We start from the raw sequence: 21710 nt of genomic DNA on the forward strand, positions 1-21710 counted from the left end.
TTGTATCGGGAGAGTACTGTCTATTATGGCCACGATAAAAGATGTTGCAAAATTGGCGGGCGTGTCCATCAGCACCATTTCGCGGGTGTTGAATGCGCCGGACAAAGTCACGAAGGAAAAAAGGGAGCGGGTTCTCCGCGCGATCGAACAATTGAAATATCACCCCAATGCTTTGGCAAGAGGTCTGATCCATAAAAAGACGAAAACATTGGGGATTTTAATTCCTGATATTTCTAATTATTATTATGCCGAAATGTTTCGTGGCATGGAGGATGCGGCGCAGGAATTCGGGCATAACATTATCATCTGCAACACCGATAAGGACAAGCAGCGGATGATCTCGGCGCTCCGGAGCATGAAGGAGAAGCAGATCGACGGCTTCGTGTTCACCAGCGAGCCGGTCTATCCCGATTATTACGACATCTTCAATCAGCTCGGCATGCCGGTCGTACTGGCTTCCACGCAAAGCCTGGAGTACGCCATTCCTTCGGTCAAAATCGACGACGAGCAGGCTGGCTTCGATGCGGCGCAATATTTGATCGATTGCGGGCACCGGCGGATCGCCATGATTAGCGGGCCGCACCTGGACCCGATCGCGGGAATGTCCCGTCTGCAGGGCTTCATGCGAGCGATGAGAACAAACGAGCTTGACTTCGATTCCGCCCGGTGTGTGGAGTTCGGGAACTACCGTTATGACGACGGCTATGCGGCGATGGAGAGACTGTGGAACAAAAATCCGGAGCTGACCGCCTTATTCGCGGCTAGTGACGAGATGGCGCTGGGAGCGATTTATTTCCTCTATCGAAGCGGCATCCGGGTACCCGATCAGGTGTCCGTCCTTGGGCTGGACAACACGAGAATCGCCAGCATGTCGCTGCCGCGGTTGACGACCGTCGCCCAGCCGATTTACGAGATCGGCTACAAGGCTGTCCGAACGCTTCAGGAAGTGCTGGACGGAGCGGGTCCGCCCACGCTCAGAACGTATCTTCCGCATCAAATCGTCACCCGCGATACAGTAAAAAATGTAAACGGCGAAATTTTCTAAAAAATTAAGTGTTGCAAATTCAGGCGGTTGGTTTTAATATCTTTTTATACAAGTGGATAGAACAGGGCAACGGTGCCATGGCTGCAGAAGTGTACGATTACGCTTCTGCTCCAAGGCATTTTTTTGTTTCCAAAAGGATTGGGATCAAAACTAGAAAGGGCGGGAGATAAAGTATGAGGCTGGCCAAACCAAAGAGAACGGCAAGACCACCGGAAAGCTTGAAAACCACCAAAAAGGTCGTTTTGATTTTAGCCGCCGCATTCGTAAGCTTGTCGGCAGGCTGCAGCCCATCGGCTACAACGCAGCAGGAAGTCAAGACCCAAGCGGAAAACCCTGCGCCATCCCCTTCGCAACAACTGGCCCTTATGCATTGGGCCCCGGCCAATCACAAGGCGATTCAAGCCTTAATCGACGACTACGGCATCCGCAGCAAAAGCTATAACAAGGACAAAAGGCCTTATGCCGTCTTCGATTGGGACAACACCTCCGCGTTCAACGATGTCGAAGAAACCTTGTTGACGTACCAGCTTACGAACTTGAAATTTAAAATGACGCCGGAACAATTTGTAAGCGCAATCAAAATCAATATTCCGAAGGATAATTTCAAGAAAGAATTCAATAATAAGGCTGGGAAGCCTGTCCAGATCGATCTCATCAGCGAAGATCTGGGCGCGGATTACAAGTATCTTTATGAAAACTACAAGGGGTTCAAGGGAACCAAATCTTTGGAGGAAATCAAAGCAACCCCACAATATCAAGATTTTGTCGCCAAGGCCAGATATCTTTACGAAGCGATCGGAGGAACCTTCAGTCCGGATGTCAGCTATCCATGGGTGACATATTTGTTCGCCGGGATGACGGGGAAGGAAGTGCGCGAATTAGCAGGAGCCTCCATCGATTACAATCTGCAGGACGCCATCGGCGAAAAAACGTTTATCAGTCCGAGCGAGCTGCCAGGTAAAGCGGGCGTTGTCGAAGTAAAGATTAAAACCGGCTTGCGGGCGTTTGCGGAGCAGCAAAATCTGTATAAAACGTTCATGGACAACGGAATCGACGTCTATGTATGCTCCGCTTCTTTCATCGATGTGGTCAAAGAATTTGCGTCGAACCCGAAATACGGCTATTCCCTCCCGGAGGATCACGTCCTGGCAATGGAGCTGGAACGGGATGCCGCAGGGGTCATCCAGCCGGAATATCGCAAGGGGTACGACCAGACGCAAGGCAAAGGAAAGACGAAGACGATCGAGCGTTTTCTGGTATCCAAATACGGGCACGGGCCTATCTTCGTGGCCGGAGACAGCGACGGAGATACGGCGATGCTGTCGGATTTTAAAGACATGAAGCTGGGATTGATCGTCAACCGCTTGAAGGGAGGGGAACTCGGAGAATTGTCGAAAACGGCGGCTAACGGCATTGGCACAGGAAACGCCAAATATTTGCTGCAAGGAAGGGACGATAATACAGGAGCCTTCCGAAATACCGAAAAAAGCGTTAGTCTAGGGTCGTCCGAAGAGAAATTGTTGAAATAGTCCTCATAGCCCACATGAAGGAGAGAACTGACGTATGGAAAATCATGAATTGAAGAAGACGTTAAAGCCGATTCATCTTTGGGCAATTGCGGTCGGGATGGTTATCTCCGGTCAATATTTCGGGTGGAACTACGGGTTTGAGCAGGGCGGAATTATGGGCCTTGCGATCGCTTCGCTGATCGTCACCGTGTTTTTTACCTGTTTTATATTCAGCTACTCCGAGCTGTCCACGTCCATTCCTAACGCCGGCGGGCCTTCGGCTTACGCGGCAAGGGCCATGGGGCCGTTCGGCGGGTTTATTGCCGGAATCGCGTGTCTGATGGAGTTCGTGTTTGCGCCGCCGGCCATTGCGGTTTCGACGGGGGCGTACGTTCATTTCCTGATTCCGGCGGTTGAACCGGTCTATGTGACCATCGGCGTATTCGTATTTTTTATTCTGATCAACCTGGTCGGCATGAAAGGAGCCGCGTTGATCGAGCTTGGCGCGACGATCGCCGCATTGATCGGGCTTGCGATTTTTTACGCAGCGGGGCTGCCGCATGTGAAGGTTGAGAATTTGCTGAACGAGAATGCGTTTATCGGGGGAACCGGCGGCATCATGGCGGCCATTCCGTTTGCGATCTGGTTCTTCCTCGCGATCGAAGGCGGCGCGATGGCGGCGGAAGAAGTCAAGAATCCGAAGCGGGACATCCCGCGCGGCTTTATCTCCGGCATTTTAACGCTGACCGTAGCTACGCTGTTGACGCTGTTCGTTACCGCCGGTCTTGGAGGAGGCATCGGCAAGCCGGCCGATTATCCGCTTCCTCAGGCGCTTGGAAGCGTTTACGGCGAAGGCAGCCTACTTGCCATGAGCGTGGCGATTATCGGATTGTTCGGCCTGATTGCCAGCCTGCACGGCATTATTATCGGCTACTCCCGTCAGACGTACGCGCTGGCTCGCGCCGGTTATTTCCCGCCGTTTCTGGCTAAGCTTAATTCCAAAAGCGTACCGGTATGGGGACTCATCGTACCGGGCTTAATCGGCGTGGTCTGCGCCGGCTCGGCCGCTTTTGCCAACGCCTTGATCCTGCTTGCGGTATTCGGGGCCGTCGTCATGTACGTTCTCAGCATGCTTTCCCTATTCATTCTGCGGGTGAAGGAACCGAATATGGAGCGGCCTTTTAAAGTGGCCTATCCCGTCATTCCGGCCATTGCGCTGATTCTGGGGCTGGTGTTCCTTTATTGCGTAATCCGCTACAGCCTGATGACGACCTCGCTTCCGCTGTTCGGCATGAATATCCCGCTCTGGGGCGTCGTTGTCGTCATTTTCGCGGTATCCGTCCTTTATTACTTGGTTCGCGTAAAGCCAGCCGATGCTTCCGCGGGGGAAAGCACCGTGCTGGACTAGAATTCGAGAAGCCGGCGGGTCCGGCCGAGCGGCAGCTTCAACGTCATGAGGCTGCCGCTTCGGTTTAATCGTCGGAGCGTTTGCGCAGCATATGCCGAAGCAACTGCTTCAATTCGTGATCGCTCTGTTCCGTCTTCGGATAATCGAGCTCGTAGGAAAAAATCATTTTGACCAACATAAACGCGGTAAGCGGCAGCGGCACCTGGGCGTAATGTCCTTGCTGCTGCCCTTCCCGGATCAAGCTGCCGATCAATTGAACGGCGGCTTCTTCGGATTGGGCGAAGCATTTTTCGATTTCTGCGAGCCGGAATTCTTTGTACTCCTCGAACATGGTGGATACGAAAGGGTCCTGATGCACCTCTGCGCTTAAATAGCGAAGAATGTTTCGCAGACGCACCAAAATATCGGTTTCTTGTTGAAGCTCGCCAAAAGCCTTCGACCGCATCTGGTTGACATGCCTCATGTAGCAATCCATCAGAATTTGGGTCTTATCCTCGTAATAGTAATAGATCGTTCCTTTGCCGATCCCCGCCTTCTCCGCGATCTTGCTCAGCGTTGTCCGCCGGACCCCCATATGGAGGAACAGCTCGGTTGCCGCTTCGATAATTTTTAGTTTTTTGTCCGGTTGTTTCATTGACCCGCCTATGCCCCCATAGTATATGATCTGCTATCTATTATTCATTAACCCAGTTAAATAGTCAATGATTGCCAAAATTGTTCAAATGTCCTATTATTAATTTATGACCAATGGATAATTTTGGTCGATTTTTTCACTCTTTTTTCGACCGTTTTATACATTTGGTCGAATTTAAGGCGGTGTGATGTCAACGATAGAGCCGAAAGCGCAGCAAATCAAATGATGAGGAAAGAAGGTAGAGAATCATGTGCGGAATTACAGGATGGGTGGATTGGTCCCAGGACCTTTCCGAGGAACGGCCGGTATTAACGGAGATGACGAGGTCCATTGCGCATCGCGGGCCGGATGCCGAAGGCTTCTGGTTTTCGCAACGGGCTGCTTTCGGGCACCGCCGCTTGATCGTCATCGATCCCGAAGGCGGGAAGCAGCCGATGCTTTATCGGGACGGCGGGCAGACCATAGCCTTAACTTACAACGGCGAGCTCTACAATTACCGGGAGCTGAGAAGGGAACTGGAAGGAATGGGCCACCGGTTTGAAACGAATTCCGATACGGAGGTTCTTCTGCATTCCTATGTCGAGTGGAAGGAGGATTGCGTAAGGCATTGTAACGGCATCTATGCGTTTGGCATCTGGGATGAGCAGCGCGGACAGCTGATGCTTGGCCGGGACCACCTTGGGGTAAAGCCGCTGTTTTTTGCCAGAAGAGGAAGCGCCGTTATTTTCGGGTCGGAAATCAAGGTGCTGTTGGCCCATCCGCTGGTGGAAGCCGTCGTCGACCGTGAAGGGCTGGCGGAACTTTTCGGCATGGGGGCGATGCGAACTCCAGGGCAAGGGGTGTTCAAGGATGTCGAGGAAGTCAAAGGAGGCCATTACGTGACGTTTACGGCCGAAGACAGCCGCAATATCCGCTATTGGAACCTGGTAAGCCGCAAGCATACGGACGATGCCGAGACCACGGTCCGGACAATACGCTCGCTTCTCGAAGATACGGTGAAGCGGCAGCTCATCGCGGATAAGCCGGTCGTCTGCATGCTGTCCGGCGGGCTCGATTCCAGCGGATTGACGGCGCTGGCCGGCCAAAATTTCCGTGAGCAGGGGAAAGCTCTTCACACGTATTCGATCGATTTTGAAAATAACGACCGCGATTTCGAGCAGGACTTTTTGCGGCGCGACAGAGACGAGCCTTGGGTCAGGCGGGTATCCGAGCATGTCGGCACGGAGCATCATTCCGTCGTCTTTGGGCCGGACAAGCTGATCGAGCATTTGCTTGAACCGATGCGGGCCCGCGACCTTCCGAGTGTCGGCGAAATCGAAACGTCGCTTTATTTGCTGTTTACGGAAATGAAGAAGGACGCGACGGTGGCGCTGTCCGGCGAGTCCGCGGACGAAGTGTTTTCCGGGTACCCGTGGTTTTATGAAGAGACGTATTTGAATGCCGAAATCTTCCCGTGGCTGCTCAATTTCGGCTATACCACTGGCGTCCTGAAAGCGGAGGTTCGGGATAGGCTTCAGCTCGAAGCGTACCGCAAGCGGCGTTTTCAAGAAGCTGTCGGCGAGATTCCGTTTCTCGAAGGGGAAGCGGAGCTTGAGCGGAAGCAGCGGCAGATGTCGTACCTTTTCATCATGCGGTTCCTGCCTTATATGCTGGACCGGAAAGACCGGGCCAGCATGATGACGGGCTTCGAAGTGCGCGTGCCGTTCTGCGATTATCGGCTTGTGGAATATTTGTGGAACGTGCCGTTCGAGCTGAAAAGCATCGGTCATATCGAAAAAGGAATTTTGCGCCGTGCCTTCGAAGGCGTTCTTCCGGATGATGTCCGGAACCGCCGCAAGAGCGCTTACCCAAGCACGAAGGACAAAGCTTACCTCGACCTCATCAGCCGGTGGATGCTTGACATTCTGGACGACCCGAACGCTCCGATTCATGCGCTGATCGATGTCGGGAAGGTGAGGCTTATTGCGGAAGGCAAGAGCACTGCAGAGAATGGAACGGATGCCCGCGCGATTCTGGATTATCTGGTGCAGGTGAACTGCTGGCTCAAGGAATACGGCGTCAAGCTGGAGCTTGGGGCGTGAAGCGCGGGAGTCCGTGCATAGTATTCTGTCCGGACTGGATATTCTATACATGTCGAAAACAAAACGACCGACAAGCGAGGGAATCCGATGGCAGAATACCATGCCCCCAAGGAAGAAGAGCAGACGCAAGAACGCAGCATGGAGTCATTTAGCGAAATAAACGAATTCGAGCACAACCGGAATCCGGTTGCCTCCGCGCAGAAGCAAATGGCATCGCAGGAAACGGCCGGCGTCCTGGAGCAGGAATAGCCCGGCTTCGGCGGCGGAACGGAGTTACAGGCGTGCAGTCCGCGTTTCGGCGCAGGCTGCGCGTCAAGCTCCTATCCGGGCCATCCCCAATTTCTTCAAGCGGCGTCTCATGCCCGCTTCGTTTTGACCTCATTCCACGCTCCTCCCATTTCGATTGCAGTATCCTCCATTTCGTAATTTTTACGGTAAGCCCTCGGGTACAGGTTTGATCCAATATGACAATAGATGTCATGTGCGGCACGTATACTTGATGTAGAAAGGTGTGGTACCAACTCAGATTGAAACGAGGGAGGATACAGGATGGAAGGAGCCATTGTCATTCAAGGCGCCTATGAAAATAATCTAAAGCACGTTTCGCTGAGCATTCCGAAGAACAAGCTCGTCGTCTTAACCGGATTGTCCGGTTCCGGAAAATCGACGCTGGCGATGGACATTTTGCAGAAGGAATGCCAGAGGCAGTACATGGAATCGATGGGCATGGTCACGGATGCGATCGACAAGCCGAAGGTGGAATCGATCACCGGTCTTTCCCCATCGATTGGGGTTAGTCAGCAGATCGCCAACCGGAACCCAAGGTCCACGCTGGGGACGGTAACGGAGATTTATACGTATTTGCGGGTTTTGTACGCCAGACTTGGGGAGCGGCCGTGTCCGTCGTGCGGCGCCACGATAAGGCCTTCGTTCGAGCCTGCCGGGGAAGGATCGGTTCCCGGGGCAGTGCTTTTGGAGGAGAGCCATAGCTCGGGAACCGACCGCTGTCCCCAATGCCGATGCGCGGTCCCCAAGCTGAAGATGGCCCACTTCTCCTTCAACAAGCCGGAAGGCGCCTGTGAAGCGTGCGCCGGGCTGGGAATCGTTACAAGCTTGGAAGCAGGCTTGGTTTTCGATGAAGAACGGAGTTTTCGCGGCGGCTGCGTCACCTTTTGGGACGGCATGTTCATCGACTATTATTCGGACGTGCTTCAGGCTGCGGCGAAGCATTACGGGTTCGCGTTTGATCCGGACGCTCCTATGAAAGACTACAGTCCGGTGCAGCGGGATTTGCTGCTTCACGGCGTGGAGAGCGAGCGGTTTGCCGGACGTTTTCCCGGTATCAAGGCGCCCAAGTCAGTCGGAAAAGGCCGGTTCGAGGGCGTGCTGACTTATTTGAACCGGCGGCATCGGGAGCAGACCGGAGATACCGCACAGTCGAGGAAGCTGTCGGGTTATTTCACCCGCCGCCCTTGTCCCGCTTGCGAAGGCACGCGCCTGAAAAGCGAGAGCCGTCTGGTCACGATATGCGGACAATCGATTGACGAAATTTCGTCATGGCCGCTTCACCGCTTGATGGCGTGGCTGGAAGAGGTGCGTCCCGCCCTCTTCGAAGCGGGACAACACGTACTGGACCCGATCATCCACGACATCGCGGAGCGCATGAGGCGGGTTGCGAAGGTCGGCTTGGGGTATTTGTCGCTCTACCGGCAGGCCAATACGCTCTCCGGCGGGGAAGCGCAGCGTCTCCGGCTGGCTTCGCTGTTAGGCTCGGGTCTGACCGGCGTCTTGTACGTCCTGGACGAGCCGACGGCAGGACTGCATCCGAAGGATACCGCTTCGCTCATCGGCGTGCTGCAGCAGCTGCGCGATCTGGGAAATACCGTGCTTGTGATCGAGCATGATGTCGAAGTGATGGAAGCAGCCGATTATATGATCGATATGGGGCCGGGCGCAGGCCGGCAAGGAGGGACGATCGTCGGCACCGGAACGTTGGAGGAGCTGAAGTCGGATCCAGGCTCGGTCACGGGGCAATTTCTGAGCAGCGATCATGGACGGCTGCTATCCTCGGGCCGAAGATCCGGCACCGGCGCCTTCTTGACCGTCCGGGACGCGTATGCGCGAAACTTGAAAAACATTACGGTCGAGCTTCCTTTAGGCATGCTTATTGCGATTACCGGCGTTTCCGGCTCCGGAAAATCGACGTTACTGTTCGACCTGATCGATCCGGCCGGCCGACAACATGTTCAGGGGCGCGCGGAAGGCTTGGAATGCGGAAGCATCGACGGACTCGGGCATATCGACAAATGGATTACGGTCGACCAGGCGCCCATCGGACGTATCATGCGCTCCAACATCGCCACCTATACCGACGTATTTACGCTGATCCGCAATCTGTTCTCCGGACTGCCGGAAGCCAAACGGAAAAAGTTGTCGTCGAAGCATTTTTCGTTCAATGTGCCCGGGGGAAGATGCGAGAAATGTCAGGGGCTGGGCGTGCTGCTGCTGGATATGCATTTTTTGCCGGACGTTGAGGCCGTGTGCCCGGATTGCGGCGGAAGGCGGTTTAAGGACGACATCTTGAGTGTCACGTATGAGGGCAAAAATATCTCCGAGCTTCTGGACATGACAGTCAAGGAAAGCTTGCATTTCTTCGGCGGGCACAGCGAGCTGGCGGAAAAGCTGGGGCTGCTGTGCGAGGTGGGCCTCGGCTATTTGCAGCTGGGCCAACCGGCGACTACACTTTCCGGGGGAGAAGCTCAGCGTCTCAAGCTGGCCAAGGAATTAAGCAAAAAAACAAAAGGACATACCTTGTATCTGCTGGACGAGCCGACGACGGGACTGCATCCTTCCGATGTGCGCCAGCTTCTCCTCTTGCTGAACAAACTGGTAGATGCAGGGAATACGGTCATCGTTATCGAGCATCATCTGGACCTGATCCGCGAGGCGGATTGGATCGTTGATTTGGGACCGGACGGGGGAGAAGCGGGCGGCTATCTGGTCGCGCAGGGCCGGCCGGAGCAAGTCGCGCAAGCGGACGGATCTTATACCGCAGCTTTTTTGAGGAGCACGCTGACTGGATAAAAGCGGTTCTTGAAAAATTGCCTCTTTACCTTAACACTAATGTCATAGTTTATAATTAGAACGGAGTATTTTGGGTAAAGGAGGCATTTTCCATGAAAATCAGTCAGTTGTCCAAGGTAACCGGAGCCAGCCCGCGTTCCATCAGGCATTATGAGAAGAAGAAGCTGCTTACGGCAAACCGGTTGGAAAACGATTACCGGGAGTACGACGAATCGGCTGTGGATCGTGTGAAAACGATCCAAATCTTCTTGCGCTTAGGTCTGAGCACCGAAGAAATAGAGCAAGTATTGAACTGCAAGGACAATTATCCGGAGTATGAAGTGGACGAATATTGCGATGAAATGCTGGCCGTTTATGAGGAGAAGCTGAATGAGATTAACAAGCAAATGAGCGCATTGGCAACGGTTCAGCAGCGGTTGGAGAAGCAAATCGGTCAAATGAAAGCCAGGGAAACCGCGACGGCGGCAGAAGCTAAACCGCTAGGCACATTGTGATGAGGATGGATCCCGGTCCGGTGAACGCACCGGGATCGTTTTCTAGGAGGCATCCGGCTGCCCCCGGATTAAGCAGTTGGCTTGCCGAACAACTCGGCCAGTAGCGAAAATCCGTCGGTGCCTTGACCGGTGCCAATGGCCCGCCTAGCGACGGCGTGAGCGGCGCTCAGTACGCTGGCGTCGATCCCGCGGGCTTGAGCCGCATGAATGATATGCTCCATACTGGCCGCAGCCGACTGGATATTGGACTTATCGCCGGAATAATGGCCGTCGTCGACCTGCTGTGCGAATTCCGCCATAATGTCCGGCATGATGCTGACAATCCCTTGAGCATACGCCGCAAGGTCCTTGGCTGCGATATTCTCCGCCCGGGCCAGGGCAAGGGCGTGAATATAGCCGCTCATGGACGTCCAGAAGATGTCGAGCAGCGCCACGTCATAGGCGGCCGCCCTTCCGGGGTCCGTGCCGAGATGTGCGGCGGTGCCTCCCAGACTGGCCAAGGCCGGCCGATGGACCTCATACACCGCTTCGGGTCCGCTGTACAGGACGACTGCTGAGGGCTGCCCGATGGTTGGGGTAGGGGTCATGATCGCACCGTCGAGATAGTCGATTCCCCGCGCGGCGGCCCATGCGGCCATTTCGCGGGCCCGCTCGGGGGTATCGGCGGTGAGGTTGACGAGCGTCCGTCCCTTTAAGGCTTCCCCTGCAAGGGCGAGAATGGCATTCGCGGCGTTGTAGTCCAACACGCAGATGATAACAAGCGTGCTGGCGGCGACGGCGTCAATCACCGTGTTTGCGAGAATTGCTCCTTGTGCGACAAGAGCGTCCGCTTTTCCGGCCGAGCGGTTCCAGACGGTCGTCGGGTGGCCTGCCTTCAGGAACGAGCCGGCTAACGCCTGACCCATCGGACCCAGGCCGAGAACCGTTACCGGTGTGCGGTTTTCATTTGCAGCATTCGTATTCATTTGGGATTACCTCCTCGTAATCGATTTACACCAGTTGCGGTTTCTTTAGCAGTTCGACCAATCTGGTAAGGCCGTCCGCTCCATAGCCTTCTGCGACCGCTCGATTGACAAGAGCTTGAATCGGGGCGACTAATTCGGGGCTGACGCCCTGCTCTTGGCTGGCTTCGATCAAATTCACGAAGCCCACCTTGTTGATGTAGAGGCTGGAGACGTCGGTCGCATGATTGTTCGCGTCAATCGCTTGCGCTTGCGAGGGCAGAGAGGCGATCATGGCCTGCAGCCACGGAATGACGAGCGCCGTGAATGCCGCCGCTTCGACCTTTTCCGTGCCGACCATTGCCACGGCATGGAAAAAACCGCCCATCAATCCGTACGCTGTAGTGAGCAGAGCCAGGTCGTAGAGTGCAGCCAGCCCGGTATCTTCGCCCAGGTACTTGCTGGTGCCGAGAACGTCCAATTCCCTCCGATACGTTTCGAAAGCCCCCGGCGATCCGCTGTAAAGCAGGAATGCCTCAGGCCCCGCAATCATCTGGGGCACCGCCATAATCCCGCCATCGAGGTAGTCTGCGCCTTGTTCGGTAGCCCACTTCGCCGCCTTGCGCGCCTGCTCCGGCTTTCCGTTGGTGAGATTCACTACGGTGCGGCCGGCCAATAGCCCGCCTGCGGGACCCAGGATCTCATGTACAGCCTCATAGTCCAGCACACAGACGACGATAAGCGGACTCGCCGACACCGCTTCCGCTGCGGTAGCCGCACGGACGGCTCCCTTGACGACGAGAGCGTCGGCCTTGTCGGCCGAGCGGTTCCAGACGGTCGTCCGGTGGCCTGCTTTCAGGAACGCGTCGGCGAGTGCCGACCCCATCATCCCCAGACCGATCACTGTTACCGGTGTGCGGTCGGCTCCTCCCGCCTGCTCATGGTTTTCTTTTTCGTTTGAACTGCTATTGATCATTGCAAGCACTCCTTTCAACGTGTTCGACTTTATTCTAAAAGATTGACACTAGTGGCAATGTCAATAAAAACTTTGCTAAAAAAATATAGTCATAGGATCGGGATGAGATTATGAACAGAACGGGGGTTGTTTCGGGGACTTTTCAAATTACGTTTGCGCATGACGAGCCGGAATGAATGATTGAAGTACCTCCGTTTAAATGATAAAGCTTGAGAAATCAGGCTTTTTTTGTTTTGGAGAACGGACGCGGCTTGACGGAGCAGCAGAAATTTGTGGTTGACAAAAAATGAAAAATCGCATACTTTATAATTGATTGATCCAGTCAATCTAAAATATGATCGAAATAACGGATGGGTAATATGCAGCAGGTTACGATGTGAATTGAACAAGTTCGCCAAATTATTGACTGATCTAGTCAATCTAAACCTCTAAAAGGAGCGATATCTATGAACAACATGTCAAAAAAAGGAACAGCCCTCATTATTGGAGGAGGCATTGCCGGATTACTGTCAGCACGGGTGCTCTCGGATTATTACGAAGAGGTCGTGATCGTGGAGAAGGACAATTTTCCCGCCGGTCCGGAAGACCGGGCGGGCACGCCCCAGTCGTTTCACCCGCATCGCTTCACCCAGCGGGGCAAAGAGATTATGACCCGCTTCTTTCCGGACTTCGAACAGGATTTGGCGGAGCAGGGAGCCCGATCGGTGCTAAACAAGACCGTGCACAACATGAATCAACACGGAACCGTGGTCGTCCAGTATCCGCGCAACGATTACAAGTTCAGCCGGGCTTTGCTGGAGTGGGTCGTTCGCAAACGCGTCCGGGAGATTCCCGGCGTCCGTTTTCTTCCGAAACATGACGTGCTGCGCTTATTGACGACGCCGGATCATGCCGCCGTCACGGGGGTTGCGGTCCGGGAACGGGGAGCGGACGGGCAAGAAAAGTTTCTGATGGCCGATCTGGTCGTAGATACCAGCGGGCGCTCCTCCAAGCTGACCGCATGGCTTGAGAATCTTGGGTACGACGTGCCGACGCCGGACCTGCTGAAGGTCAATCTGGGCTACAGCACCCGGCGGTACCGGATTCCTCCCAACCAAGCCCATCTGACCGAAACGTGGGATACCGTAATCATCGGGGGGCAGCCGGCAAACGGCACGTTCTCGGGCGTGTTTTCGATCATCGAGAATCAGACCGCAGAAGTGCTGCTCTATCGCCCGGGCGGACATTACCCGCCAACGGATGCGGAGCAATTTGAGCAGGCGGTCGCCCAGCTTCCGAGCCCGCTCATTGCCGAACTGCTGCAGGGGCTCGAGCCGATCACCGCCCCGCGCGGATTTCGCGTGCCCGCTTTGCACCGCCATCATTTTGAACAAATGGACCGGTGGCCGTCCGGACTGCTGGTGTTGGGAGACGCCTTCTGCATCTACGATCCGATCTTCGGTCAAGGCATGACCGTCGCCGCGATCGAAGCGGAGGTGCTGGAAGCTTGCCTGCGCGAGCAAGGGGAGGCCCCCCCGGCCGCATTTCGAACAACGAGCGCTCCGAAACATTCAGGCTGCGATCGAACCGGCCTGGTGGTTGAACTGCGCGAACGACCTGCAGTGGGAGGGCGTCGAATATGCAGGCGCCGAGCCGCTAAAGGGAATTTCGTTCGGCCGGAAATATCTCGATCTGCATCTGGAGCGTGCGACGGCCGGGCCTGATTTTAAACTGTTTGGCCTGTATTGGGCCGTGAATACGCTGTCGATCTCGCCGCGGGAAATGCTGAATCCGGACCTGGTCACGAGCGTGCTAGCGGCGTCGGAGGAAGGCAGACAGTGGCTTGCCGAGCTCGCGCAGCAGTACGGTCAGCCGCTTCATAGCGTATGGGATGATATCGTGCCCTCCTTCTCCGAGGCGCCTTATCCGTCCGTGAGCCGTTAAGGACCGCTGCACTCTGGCGACCCGGTACAATAGCCATCGGATCATGAGAAATGGTATACTCATAGGCGACGTCTATCTATCCATGAATGGCCGTAAGATTTTCAGGCAAAGGAATGAATAATCATTGGCGCCTTTAAATGATGAACAATTGCATCAAATTCGCGACGAGCGCAAGGAACAGATTATGGAGGCTGCGCTTAAGGTATTTTCCCGGCGGGGAATCGTCGGAACGAAAATGAGCATGATTGCGGCCGAGGCCGGCATCAGCCACGGCTTGCTGTACCACTATTTCAAATCGAAAGACGAGCTTTTCACTACGCTCGTTCAAATGGCTATGGCGGGAGCGCAGGACGCGATGAAGAGCATCTACGACCTGCAGGGCTCGCCGCTCGACAAAATAAAATATTTAACGAATGAGATTCTCGATGAAAGCGGCAGGCCTTACTTCATGCTGATTCATCAAGCGCGCACGTCCGAAGGCGTCCCGGAGAAAGTGAAAGAACTTATTGCCCAATATTCCATGAAAAGCTTTGTGGACGAACTGCTTCCCGTCTTCAAGGAAGGACAGCAGACGGGCGAGATTGCGGCAGGTGATCCCGCGGAGCTCATTGCCGCTTATTTATCGGTTCTTTCCAGTCTCATGATGCTGAATGCCCAAGACGAAGAAAATTACCGGCTTCCAAGCAGCGACATCTTAATGCGGATGGTAACCGGCCCTTAATCGGGAAATGCCCAGAAAAAAAGCAGGTGGAACGATGCAGCAGGATATTCGAATTCTTATTGCCGATGACGATCGGGAAATTCGCGAGCTGGTGAAAACGTATTTGGAAAGAGAAACGTATCGGATCGATGCGGCGGCAGACGGGGAAGAAGCTCTCCGTCTGTTCGAAGCGCACCGCTATAATATGATCCTGCTCGATTTGATGATGCCCAAGGTCGACGGCATTGAGGTATGCCGGAGACTCCGGATGAAGACGAATGTCCCGATTCTCATGCTCACGGCCAAGGATCAGGAAATTGATAAAGTATTGGGACTGAGCATCGGTGCGGACGACTATATTACGAAGCCTTTCAGCATCCATGAGCTGGTCGCCCGGATTAAAGCTCATTTGCGGCGTTTTCTGGTCTTGGGCAGCGAAAGCGGCCCGCAGCAGGAGTCGGTGCTGACTTTCAAGAACATGACGATTCATTTGCAAAAGTATACGGTCACGAGAGCCGGGGAAGAGATCTCGCTGACGGGCAAAGAGTTCGAGCTGCTGAAGTTTATGGCTTCGCATCCCGAGCAGGTGTTTACGAAGACGCAGCTGTTCCGGCAAGTATGGGACAGCGATTATTTGGAAGACGACAATACCGTGATGGTCCATATCCGCAAGCTCCGGATGAAGATCGAGGAGGACCCGTCCGATCCGAAATGGATTCAGACGGTATGGGGCATCGGCTACAAATTTGCAGGTGACAAAGATGAAGCATGACAAGGGCGCCCTTCTCCTTATCGTACAGTTGATCTTCTTGTTCGCGCTTTTCATCCTGGATTGGATTTACCAGCCCCAAGGCATCGTCCGCGGGGCTTTATTCGCTGCGCTCATTGCCGTGACTGTCATCCATCTGTACGTCCGGTACCGGTTCACGGCGAGGCTGAAGACCATGGCGGCCGCGCTGAGGCGCGCCATGCAAGGGAATATGAATACCCGCCTGCTTGCTAACGACGACCGTCACTTGGACGAGGTGATCTTTTCGATCAACGAATTGATCGAGCAGCTGGCCAAGGTTCACGTCCGCACGATCCGCTCCGAGGCGGCGAGAAAAAGTCTGCTGTCCAACATCTCCCACGATATCCGGACTCCGCTCACGTCGATCATCGGCTATGCGGATGCGTTGAAGGATGACATCGCGGCTTCGAGCGAAGAGAAAGAGCGGTACCTGGACATTTTGTCCGGGAAAGCCGTCGCTTTGAAAGAACTGATCGACGAAATTTTCGAGCTCGCCAAGCTGGATGCGGACGAAATTCCATTGAAGCCGGAAACGCTGGATTTTGCGGAAATTGTCCGGGAATCGGTGATCGGATTTTTGCCCGAGCTGAAAAAGTATGAAATCGAGTTAAAAGTCGACATTCCGGAAGAAGCCTGCTCCATCGTAGCCGATCGGGTAAGCACGCTGAGGATTGTAACCAATCTGATCAAAAATGCCGTCGAGCACGGAAAAGACGGTAAAGTATTGGGCATTGAGCTCGCGGAAGCCGCGGACAAGTACCGGCTGCTGGTGTGGGACCGGGGGAGCGGGATTTCGCCGGACGATTTGCCCCGCGTGTTCGAACGAATGTACCGCACAGACCGGGCAAGGAATCCTTCCGGTCAAGGAAGCGGGCTAGGTTTGGCCATCGCGAAGGCGCTCGCCGAGAAGCATTCAGGGACCCTGTGGGCCGAAAGCGAGCCCGGCGTGAAAACGACCTTCGGCTTCGCCATCCCGAAGCGGGGCCCTGCGAGCCGGGATTAAGAAACAATTAAGAACTGGTTAAGAGGCATTTAAAATCGCCTGCTTATCATGAAATTACGATCTGATGAAAGCAGGAGGGATCACGATTTGAGTGCGGTTATCAAAACGACGCAGTTAACGAAGATTTACGGGACCCAAAAAGCGGTGGACAACCTTGACATGAATGTGCGCCAAGGGCAGATTTACGGTTTTCTCGGCCAGAACGGCGCGGGCAAAACGACGACCATCCGCATGCTGCTCGGTTTGATCAAGCCGACGCACGGTGAGATTGAAATCTTCGGTGAAAGTTTGCACAAGAACCAGAAGGAGATTTTAAGAAGAATCGGGTCGATTGTCGAATTCTCCGGATTTTACGAGAATTTAACGGCCCGCGAGAATTTGTCGATCAACGCCAAGCTGATGGGCGTACATAAGAAAAACGCCATGGACGAGGCTTTGGAAATCGTCGGTCTGCATCAGGAAACGAAAAAGCTGGTCGGCAGCTATTCCTTGGGGATGAAGCAGCGGCTTGGCATCGCCAGAGCCATTCTCCATCATCCCGAGCTGTTGATTTTAGACGAGCCTACCAATGGCCTGGACCCGGTGGGGATTAAGGAAATTCGCAGACTGATCAAGTCTCTTGCCGAGGAACGGAAAATAACGATTCTCGTTTCCAGTCATATTTTGTCCGAAGTCGAGCAGTTGGCCGACCACATCGGGGTCGTTCATCAAGGGAAGCTGCTGGAGGAGATTTCCTTCGAAGAGCTTCGCAAGCGGAACCGGAAATATCTTGAGTTTCAAGTGTCCGACGACAATAAGGCGGCGATGCTGCTGGAGAAGCACTTCGGCATTACGGATTATGAGGTTCACGACGAACGGGTGATCCGGATATACAGCCATATCGGCGAGCAAGGCAAGCTCAACCGGATGCTGGTGGAGCATGGGATAGAAGTCACAAAAATGACAATGAGTGTAGACAGATTGGAAGATTACTTTATAAAATTGATAGGGGGCGGGACGATTGGTTAATTTGCTCTATACGGAACTGATCAAACTGAAACGGGCCAAGATGTTTATGGTCAGCATGCTTGGAGCCGTGTCGGCCCCTATCATGATGTTTCTCGCTTTGCTGAATATGAAAAGCAAGAAGCCCGAGACTCCGATTGAGTTCGAAGTCGCTTTTATGAACACGAATATGTACGTGATTCTGCTCGTGGGAACCCTTCTCTACGGGGTCATTACGGCGTATCTGTTTCATCGGGAATATGCGGAAGACACCTTGAAAAACTTGTTGACCATCCCGGTATCCCGAGTCAGTCTGATCGTAAGCAAGCTGATTTTGCTGTTCCTGTGGATTATGGTTCTGACGCTCATCATTTGGTCGCTGACGCTGATCCTGGGGCTGATCGGACAGTTTGAAGGCTTGACTGTGGCCTTACTGCTCCAATCCTTGAAGCAATTTGTAGTCGGGGGCGCGCTTTTGTTTCTTCTGTGCACACCGACGATGTTGATCACCTTTTTGTTCAAAAATTACGTTCCCACCATCATCTTTACGGCGATGATCACGATGGCTAACGTGGTGCTTTCCGAATCGGAATACAAAGCTTTATTTCCTTGGTCCGCCTCGTATGTGATCGCGAACGAAGGGTTCGTACCCGAATATCCGCCGGCTTTTTCCTACGTCGTGATTATTGCAGCTTCAATCATCGGCCTTGCGGCAACGATTATCTACTTCAAGAAGGTAGATATTCATTGATATAGATAACCAGACGAGAAAAATAGGAGTGTGGAGCTGTTGAATTTGTGGGAAGCGTTTGTTGCTTTAATTTTGGGACTCGTTGAGGGCCTCACCGAGTTCGCGCCGGTTTCTTCGACCGGCCATATGATTATCGTCGACGATTTCTTGTTCCAGTCCAAGGACATCTTTTCCCCGAGCGTAGCGAATACGTTCAAGATCGTCATTCAATTGGGATCGATTCTGGCGGTTGTCGTCCTGATGTGGGACCGGTTCATGAACTTGCTCGGACTTAAAAAAATGCCGGGGCAAACGTCTTCCGGTCCGCGCTTGAATCTGCTGCAAGTTTTCGTCGGACTGGTTCCGGCCGGTATCCTCGGCGTGCTGTTCGACGATTATATCGATGAATATTTGTTCTCTACGAAAACGGTCGTCGTCGGTCTGGTGCTCGGAGCCGTTCTTATGCTCGCGGCCGATTGGTTCCGCCCCCGCCGCCCGAAGACGGAGACGGCCGACCAGATTACATACAAGCAGGCGTTCCTTGTGGGACTGGTGCAATGCTTGTCCCTGTGGCCGGGCTTCTCGCGCTCCGGGTCGACCATCTCCGGAGGCGTTCTGCTCGGGATGAGCCATCGCGCGGCTGCGGACTTCACCTTCATTATGGCCGTGCCGATTATGGCCGGGGCAAGCTTCCTGTCGCTCCTCAAGAGCTGGGACTCGATCACGATGGACGCCATTCCGTTTTTCGTCGTCGGATTTATTAGCGCCTTCGTCTTCGCGCTTCTGTCGATCCGCTTCTTCCTGAAGCTGATCAATCGCATCAAGCTCGTACCGTTTGCGATCTATCGTTTGGTGCTCGCGGCTATTATTTACTTTGTATTTTTGTAAGCGAGACTGTGCTTGTTGAGAAAGTAGGCTATATGAGGTAATAGAGGTGTACGAGGGGGTGGGGTATCCACTTCCGACCACTCTTGTCTTCGGGAAATTTGATTGAAGCCGCTTATTAGCGGACATTTCCCGAAGACAAAGGTGGCCGCTATCGCTTCTACAGTGGATACCCCACCCATGTATGTATCTATATTCTTGTTGAAAATCAAAATCTCAACACCTGGCCTACCCCGTCATAAATGGGGTTAGGCTTTTTTTGTGTAAAAAAAAGTAAACCATGCTATGAACAGCAGATTACGGCTTTTTCCAGATGGGATTCCAGGACAAAGACGTTCCCCGATTTATCAAGCTGATAAGATATATGGTTTTGCTGCAAGCGGTTCGTAAGAGCCTTCGTTAGTTCTGGATTCAGATTGGTCGCTTGCGCGAAAACAACGTAAGTATCGGGGCGATCGGGCATGGAAAGCCAAGATACCAAAATGCCAAAACCTATAGCTAAGCTAATGGCCATTGCTTTTTTCATGTGCATAACCCCCTTGTTAGAAATGGAAATTCCATTTTAATGGATAATATATGAATATATTACAATATAGCCCCTCTAAATTAAAATTGCTTGGCGGCGGCGATCCTGCTATCTTGGTAATGTCTGTTGAAAATCTGGGAGGAATCGCTATGTATCGCATTTACATCATAGAAGACGACGACAAAATAGGGGCCGTCCTGAAAAAAAATATGGAGAAATACGGCTTCGAAGCGGCATGCGCGACGCAATTCCGCGAGCTGATGCCAGAGCTGGAAGCCTATGCGCCGCATCTCGTGCTGCTGGATATTAACCTGCCGTATTTTGACGGCTATTACTGGTGCAGACAAATTCGCACGCGCTCCAGCGTGCCGATCATCTTCATCTCCGCGCGGGCCGGGGAGATGGACCAGGTGATGGCCATTGAGAACGGCGGCGATGACTATATTACGAAACCGATCCCGTTGGATCTTCTTATGGCGAAGATTAAGGGCGTACTAAGAAGAGTCTACGGGGAGTATGCTGCTGCCGGACATGACGGCACGGCTGTGGGAGCTCCGGAAGCGGAGCTGAACGTGCAAGGCTTGCGGCTGCACCTCGGACGGGGCGAGCTGGTATGGCAGATGCGGAAAGCGATGCTGACGAAGAACGAGCGGCTGCTGGCGGAATGCTTCATGCGGCAGCCGGGGCGGATCGTCTCCCGGGAGCAGCTTCTAGAGGCGCTGTGGGACGATGTGCAGTTTGTCGATGACAATACGCTGACGGTCAATGTGACCAGGCTTCGGAAGAAGCTGGAGGAGCTGGGACTGCCGAAGGCCATCGAAACGGTGCGCGGCCAAGGCTATATGCTTCACTTACGCGACGAGCGGGAGGGGGCGGATGCATGAGAGGAGCGTCGGCCGTTATGTTTTTGCGCGATCGGCTCGTTTATGCGCTTGTATGCCTGCTTCTGATCGGACTCGGCGCCGGGCTGATGCTGCTGGAGCGGGCACGCCATCCGGAGGGGATTGGAACGGGCACCATCTCTTATTTTGTCATCCTCGGATTATTTTTTGCCGGCATGTGGCTGGCCGTTGATTACATTCGCCAAAGAGCGTACTACAAGCAGTTGAAGCATGCGGTGGAGAGGTCCGGCGAGCTGCAGGCCGCCGCGATCGTCCAGTCCGCGGTTACGAGCGAGCAGCGGCTTGTCATGCGTTTGCTGCAGGAGCAGCACAGCACTTATTTGAACGAGCTTGGGCAATACCGCCGCCAACAGGAGCAGCACAATCATTTTGTGCTGCAATGGGTGCATCATATGAAAACCCCCGTATCCGTTATCGATCTGCTGGTGCAGGATGCGCTGCATCAGCTGCCTGCTGCGGAAGAGGATCAGAAGCAGCTTGCGCTCAGCCTGCAGGAGGAAGCCGAACGCATGACGAGGGGGCTCGATCTGATGCTGAATACGGCGCGTCTCGATAAGTTTCGAATGGATCTCCATTTCCGGCAAACGGCGCTTCACGAGCTGGTGCGCACCGTCATGAATGCGCATAAACGGCTCTGTATCCGGCACTCTATCTTTCCGCAGATCGAAGGCGAAGCATGGGTGGAGACGGATGGAAAATGGATGACGGTCGTCCTGAATCAGTTTGTCAGCAATGCGATCAAATACAGCAAGGGCAAGCCGGGAGCCAAGAAGCTTGTTTTCCGATTGGAGCCGGAGGCGGACGGGGGCAGCAAGCTGAGCGTGACGGACGAGGGGATCGGAATTGCGCCCCACGATCTGCCGCGAATCTTCGATCCGTTCTTCACCGGAGAGAACGGACGGGAGGCCGGAGAGTCGACCGGCATGGGACTTTATTTGGCAAAGCAGGTATGCAGCGGACTCGGACACCGGTTGACCGTGGAGTCGAAGCTGGACGAGGGAACGACGTTTACCGTTCTTTTTCAACCGCGGAGCATTCATACGTTAGGTGACATGGATGAACGGGACACGCGATTCAGGTGACAAGTTTGTAAGGT

At 54.0% G+C, this 21710-nt stretch carries 21 protein-coding genes; 17 read left to right on the forward strand and 4 right to left on the reverse strand.

Annotated features, from left to right (window positions below; all coding sequences use genetic code 11):
- Window positions 1–25 precede the first annotated feature (25 nt).
- The 3 genes from QJ48_RS13045 (at window position 26) to eat (ending at window position 3961) form a co-directional block, all read left to right on the forward strand.
- Entirely contained in the window at window positions 26–1045 is a 1020-nt protein-coding gene (locus QJ48_RS13045) for a LacI family DNA-binding transcriptional regulator (protein ID WP_054974008.1), read from the forward strand.
- 173 nt (window positions 1046–1218) lie between these two features.
- Window positions 1219–2574: a haloacid dehalogenase-like hydrolase gene (locus QJ48_RS13050; RefSeq protein WP_237762894.1), complete on the forward strand. Its 1356-nt coding sequence runs from the start codon at window positions 1219–1221 to the stop codon at window positions 2572–2574.
- 34 nt (window positions 2575–2608) lie between these two features.
- A complete protein-coding gene (gene eat, locus QJ48_RS13055; RefSeq protein ID WP_054974009.1) occupies window positions 2609–3961 on the forward strand; it encodes an ethanolamine permease in 1353 nt (450 codons plus the stop codon).
- A gap of 64 nt (window positions 3962–4025) precedes the next feature.
- Here eat and QJ48_RS13060 read toward each other — a convergent pair whose 3' ends face one another.
- Entirely contained in the window at window positions 4026–4595 is a 570-nt protein-coding gene (locus QJ48_RS13060) for a TetR/AcrR family transcriptional regulator (RefSeq protein ID WP_054974010.1), read from the reverse strand.
- Between the two features lie 248 nt (window positions 4596–4843).
- On the opposite strand from QJ48_RS13060, the gene asnB reads away from it, so the two are divergent.
- The 4 genes from asnB (at window position 4844) to QJ48_RS13075 (ending at window position 10254) form a co-directional block, all read left to right on the forward strand.
- Complete coding sequence (gene asnB, locus QJ48_RS13065; protein ID WP_054974011.1) at window positions 4844–6676, forward strand: asparagine synthase (glutamine-hydrolyzing); 1833 nt, start codon at window positions 4844–4846, stop codon at window positions 6674–6676.
- An 87-nt stretch (window positions 6677–6763) separates the two neighbouring features.
- The gene (locus tag QJ48_RS38080; protein ID WP_193394436.1) at window positions 6764–6925 is read left to right on the forward strand and encodes a hypothetical protein; all 162 of its coding nucleotides are present in this window, start codon (window positions 6764–6766) and stop codon (window positions 6923–6925) included.
- 300 nt (window positions 6926–7225) lie between these two features.
- Window positions 7226–9760, forward strand: coding sequence for an excinuclease ABC subunit UvrA (gene uvrA, locus QJ48_RS13070; protein ID WP_054974012.1), 2535 nt, complete (start codon window positions 7226–7228; stop codon window positions 9758–9760).
- 92 nt (window positions 9761–9852) lie between these two features.
- Window positions 9853–10254: a MerR family transcriptional regulator gene (locus QJ48_RS13075; RefSeq protein ID WP_054974013.1), complete on the forward strand. Its 402-nt coding sequence runs from the start codon at window positions 9853–9855 to the stop codon at window positions 10252–10254.
- A 68-nt stretch (window positions 10255–10322) separates the two neighbouring features.
- Here QJ48_RS13075 and QJ48_RS13080 read toward each other — a convergent pair whose 3' ends face one another.
- Window positions 10323–11219: an NAD(P)-dependent oxidoreductase gene (locus tag QJ48_RS13080; RefSeq protein ID WP_054974014.1), complete on the reverse strand. Its 897-nt coding sequence runs from the start codon at window positions 11217–11219 to the stop codon at window positions 10323–10325.
- Between the two features lie 25 nt (window positions 11220–11244).
- The gene (locus QJ48_RS13085) at window positions 11245–12171 is read right to left on the reverse strand and encodes an NAD(P)-binding domain-containing protein (protein WP_054974015.1); all 927 of its coding nucleotides are present in this window, start codon (window positions 12169–12171) and stop codon (window positions 11245–11247) included.
- A gap of 446 nt (window positions 12172–12617) precedes the next feature.
- On the opposite strand from QJ48_RS13085, the gene QJ48_RS13090 reads away from it, so the two are divergent.
- From QJ48_RS13090 to QJ48_RS13120, 8 genes are all read left to right on the forward strand, one after another.
- Window positions 12618–13874, forward strand: coding sequence for an NAD(P)/FAD-dependent oxidoreductase (locus tag QJ48_RS13090; protein ID WP_237762895.1), 1257 nt, complete (start codon window positions 12618–12620; stop codon window positions 13872–13874).
- Window positions 13875–13902: 28 nt separating this feature from the next.
- On the forward strand, window positions 13903–14094 hold the full coding sequence (locus QJ48_RS38690) for a hypothetical protein (protein ID WP_237762896.1): 192 nt from the start codon (window positions 13903–13905) through the stop codon (window positions 14092–14094).
- Window positions 14095–14218: 124 nt separating this feature from the next.
- Window positions 14219–14815 carry a TetR/AcrR family transcriptional regulator gene (locus tag QJ48_RS13095; RefSeq protein ID WP_054974016.1) on the forward strand — a complete coding sequence of 199 codons (597 nt, stop codon included), beginning with the start codon at window positions 14219–14221 and terminating at the stop codon, window positions 14813–14815.
- Between the two features lie 34 nt (window positions 14816–14849).
- Complete coding sequence (locus QJ48_RS13100; RefSeq protein WP_054974017.1) at window positions 14850–15566, forward strand: response regulator transcription factor; 717 nt, start codon at window positions 14850–14852, stop codon at window positions 15564–15566.
- A complete protein-coding gene (locus QJ48_RS13105; RefSeq protein WP_054974018.1) occupies window positions 15556–16587 on the forward strand; it encodes a cell wall metabolism sensor histidine kinase WalK in 1032 nt (343 codons plus the stop codon). The genes QJ48_RS13100 and QJ48_RS13105 overlap by 11 nt, the downstream gene beginning before the upstream one ends.
- Window positions 16588–16674: 87 nt before the next feature.
- Window positions 16675–17595 carry an ABC transporter ATP-binding protein gene (locus QJ48_RS13110; RefSeq protein WP_054974019.1) on the forward strand — a complete coding sequence of 307 codons (921 nt, stop codon included), beginning with the start codon at window positions 16675–16677 and terminating at the stop codon, window positions 17593–17595.
- Window positions 17588–18322 carry an ABC transporter permease gene (locus QJ48_RS13115; protein WP_054974020.1) on the forward strand — a complete coding sequence of 245 codons (735 nt, stop codon included), beginning with the start codon at window positions 17588–17590 and terminating at the stop codon, window positions 18320–18322. Before QJ48_RS13110 ends, QJ48_RS13115 begins: the two co-directional genes overlap by 8 nt.
- A gap of 39 nt (window positions 18323–18361) precedes the next feature.
- Entirely contained in the window at window positions 18362–19189 is an 828-nt protein-coding gene (locus QJ48_RS13120) for an undecaprenyl-diphosphate phosphatase (protein ID WP_054974021.1), read from the forward strand.
- 280 nt (window positions 19190–19469) lie between these two features.
- Here QJ48_RS13120 and QJ48_RS13125 read toward each other — a convergent pair whose 3' ends face one another.
- Entirely contained in the window at window positions 19470–19712 is a 243-nt protein-coding gene (locus tag QJ48_RS13125) for a hypothetical protein (RefSeq protein WP_054974022.1), read from the reverse strand.
- 149 nt (window positions 19713–19861) lie between these two features.
- On the opposite strand from QJ48_RS13125, the gene QJ48_RS13130 reads away from it, so the two are divergent.
- Window positions 19862–20596 carry a response regulator transcription factor gene (locus tag QJ48_RS13130; protein ID WP_054974023.1) on the forward strand — a complete coding sequence of 245 codons (735 nt, stop codon included), beginning with the start codon at window positions 19862–19864 and terminating at the stop codon, window positions 20594–20596.
- Entirely contained in the window at window positions 20593–21696 is a 1104-nt protein-coding gene (locus tag QJ48_RS13135; RefSeq protein WP_054974024.1) for a HAMP domain-containing sensor histidine kinase, read from the forward strand. The genes QJ48_RS13130 and QJ48_RS13135 overlap by 4 nt, the downstream gene beginning before the upstream one ends.
- The last annotated feature ends 14 nt before the right edge of the window (window positions 21697–21710 follow it).

Source organism: Paenibacillus sp. A3 (assembly GCF_001399685.1).
Lineage (GTDB): Bacteria > Bacillota > Bacilli > Paenibacillales > NBRC-103111 > Paenibacillus_G.

Excerpts from the sequence above, each read along its gene's own strand:
- QJ48_RS13090 (WP_237762895.1), top strand. The coding sequence starts at position 12,618 with ATGAACAACATGTCAAAAAAAGGAACAGCCCTCATTATTGGAGGAGGC.
- QJ48_RS13050 (WP_237762894.1), top strand. The coding sequence starts at position 1,219 with ATGAGGCTGGCCAAACCAAAGAGAACGGCAAGACCACCGGAAAGCTTG.
- QJ48_RS13105 (WP_054974018.1), top strand. The coding sequence starts at position 15,556 with ATGAAGCATGACAAGGGCGCCCTTCTCCTTATCGTACAGTTGATCTTC.
- eat (WP_054974009.1), top strand. The coding sequence starts at position 2,609 with ATGGAAAATCATGAATTGAAGAAGACGTTAAAGCCGATTCATCTTTGG.
- asnB (WP_054974011.1), top strand. The coding sequence starts at position 4,844 with ATGTGCGGAATTACAGGATGGGTGGATTGGTCCCAGGACCTTTCCGAG.
- QJ48_RS13060 (WP_054974010.1), bottom strand. The coding sequence starts at position 4,595 with ATGAAACAACCGGACAAAAAACTAAAAATTATCGAAGCGGCAACCGAG.
- QJ48_RS13075 (WP_054974013.1), top strand. The coding sequence starts at position 9,853 with ATGAAAATCAGTCAGTTGTCCAAGGTAACCGGAGCCAGCCCGCGTTCC.
- QJ48_RS13135 (WP_054974024.1), top strand. The coding sequence starts at position 20,593 with ATGAGAGGAGCGTCGGCCGTTATGTTTTTGCGCGATCGGCTCGTTTAT.
- QJ48_RS13080 (WP_054974014.1), bottom strand. The coding sequence starts at position 11,219 with ATGAATACGAATGCTGCAAATGAAAACCGCACACCGGTAACGGTTCTC.
- QJ48_RS13130 (WP_054974023.1), top strand. The coding sequence starts at position 19,862 with ATGTATCGCATTTACATCATAGAAGACGACGACAAAATAGGGGCCGTC.
- uvrA (WP_054974012.1), top strand. The coding sequence starts at position 7,226 with ATGGAAGGAGCCATTGTCATTCAAGGCGCCTATGAAAATAATCTAAAG.
- QJ48_RS13045 (WP_054974008.1), top strand. The coding sequence starts at position 26 with ATGGCCACGATAAAAGATGTTGCAAAATTGGCGGGCGTGTCCATCAGC.
- QJ48_RS13125 (WP_054974022.1), bottom strand. The coding sequence starts at position 19,712 with ATGAAAAAAGCAATGGCCATTAGCTTAGCTATAGGTTTTGGCATTTTG.
- QJ48_RS13085 (WP_054974015.1), bottom strand. The coding sequence starts at position 12,171 with ATGATCAATAGCAGTTCAAACGAAAAAGAAAACCATGAGCAGGCGGGA.
- QJ48_RS38080 (WP_193394436.1), top strand. The coding sequence starts at position 6,764 with ATGGCAGAATACCATGCCCCCAAGGAAGAAGAGCAGACGCAAGAACGC.
- QJ48_RS13100 (WP_054974017.1), top strand. The coding sequence starts at position 14,850 with ATGCAGCAGGATATTCGAATTCTTATTGCCGATGACGATCGGGAAATT.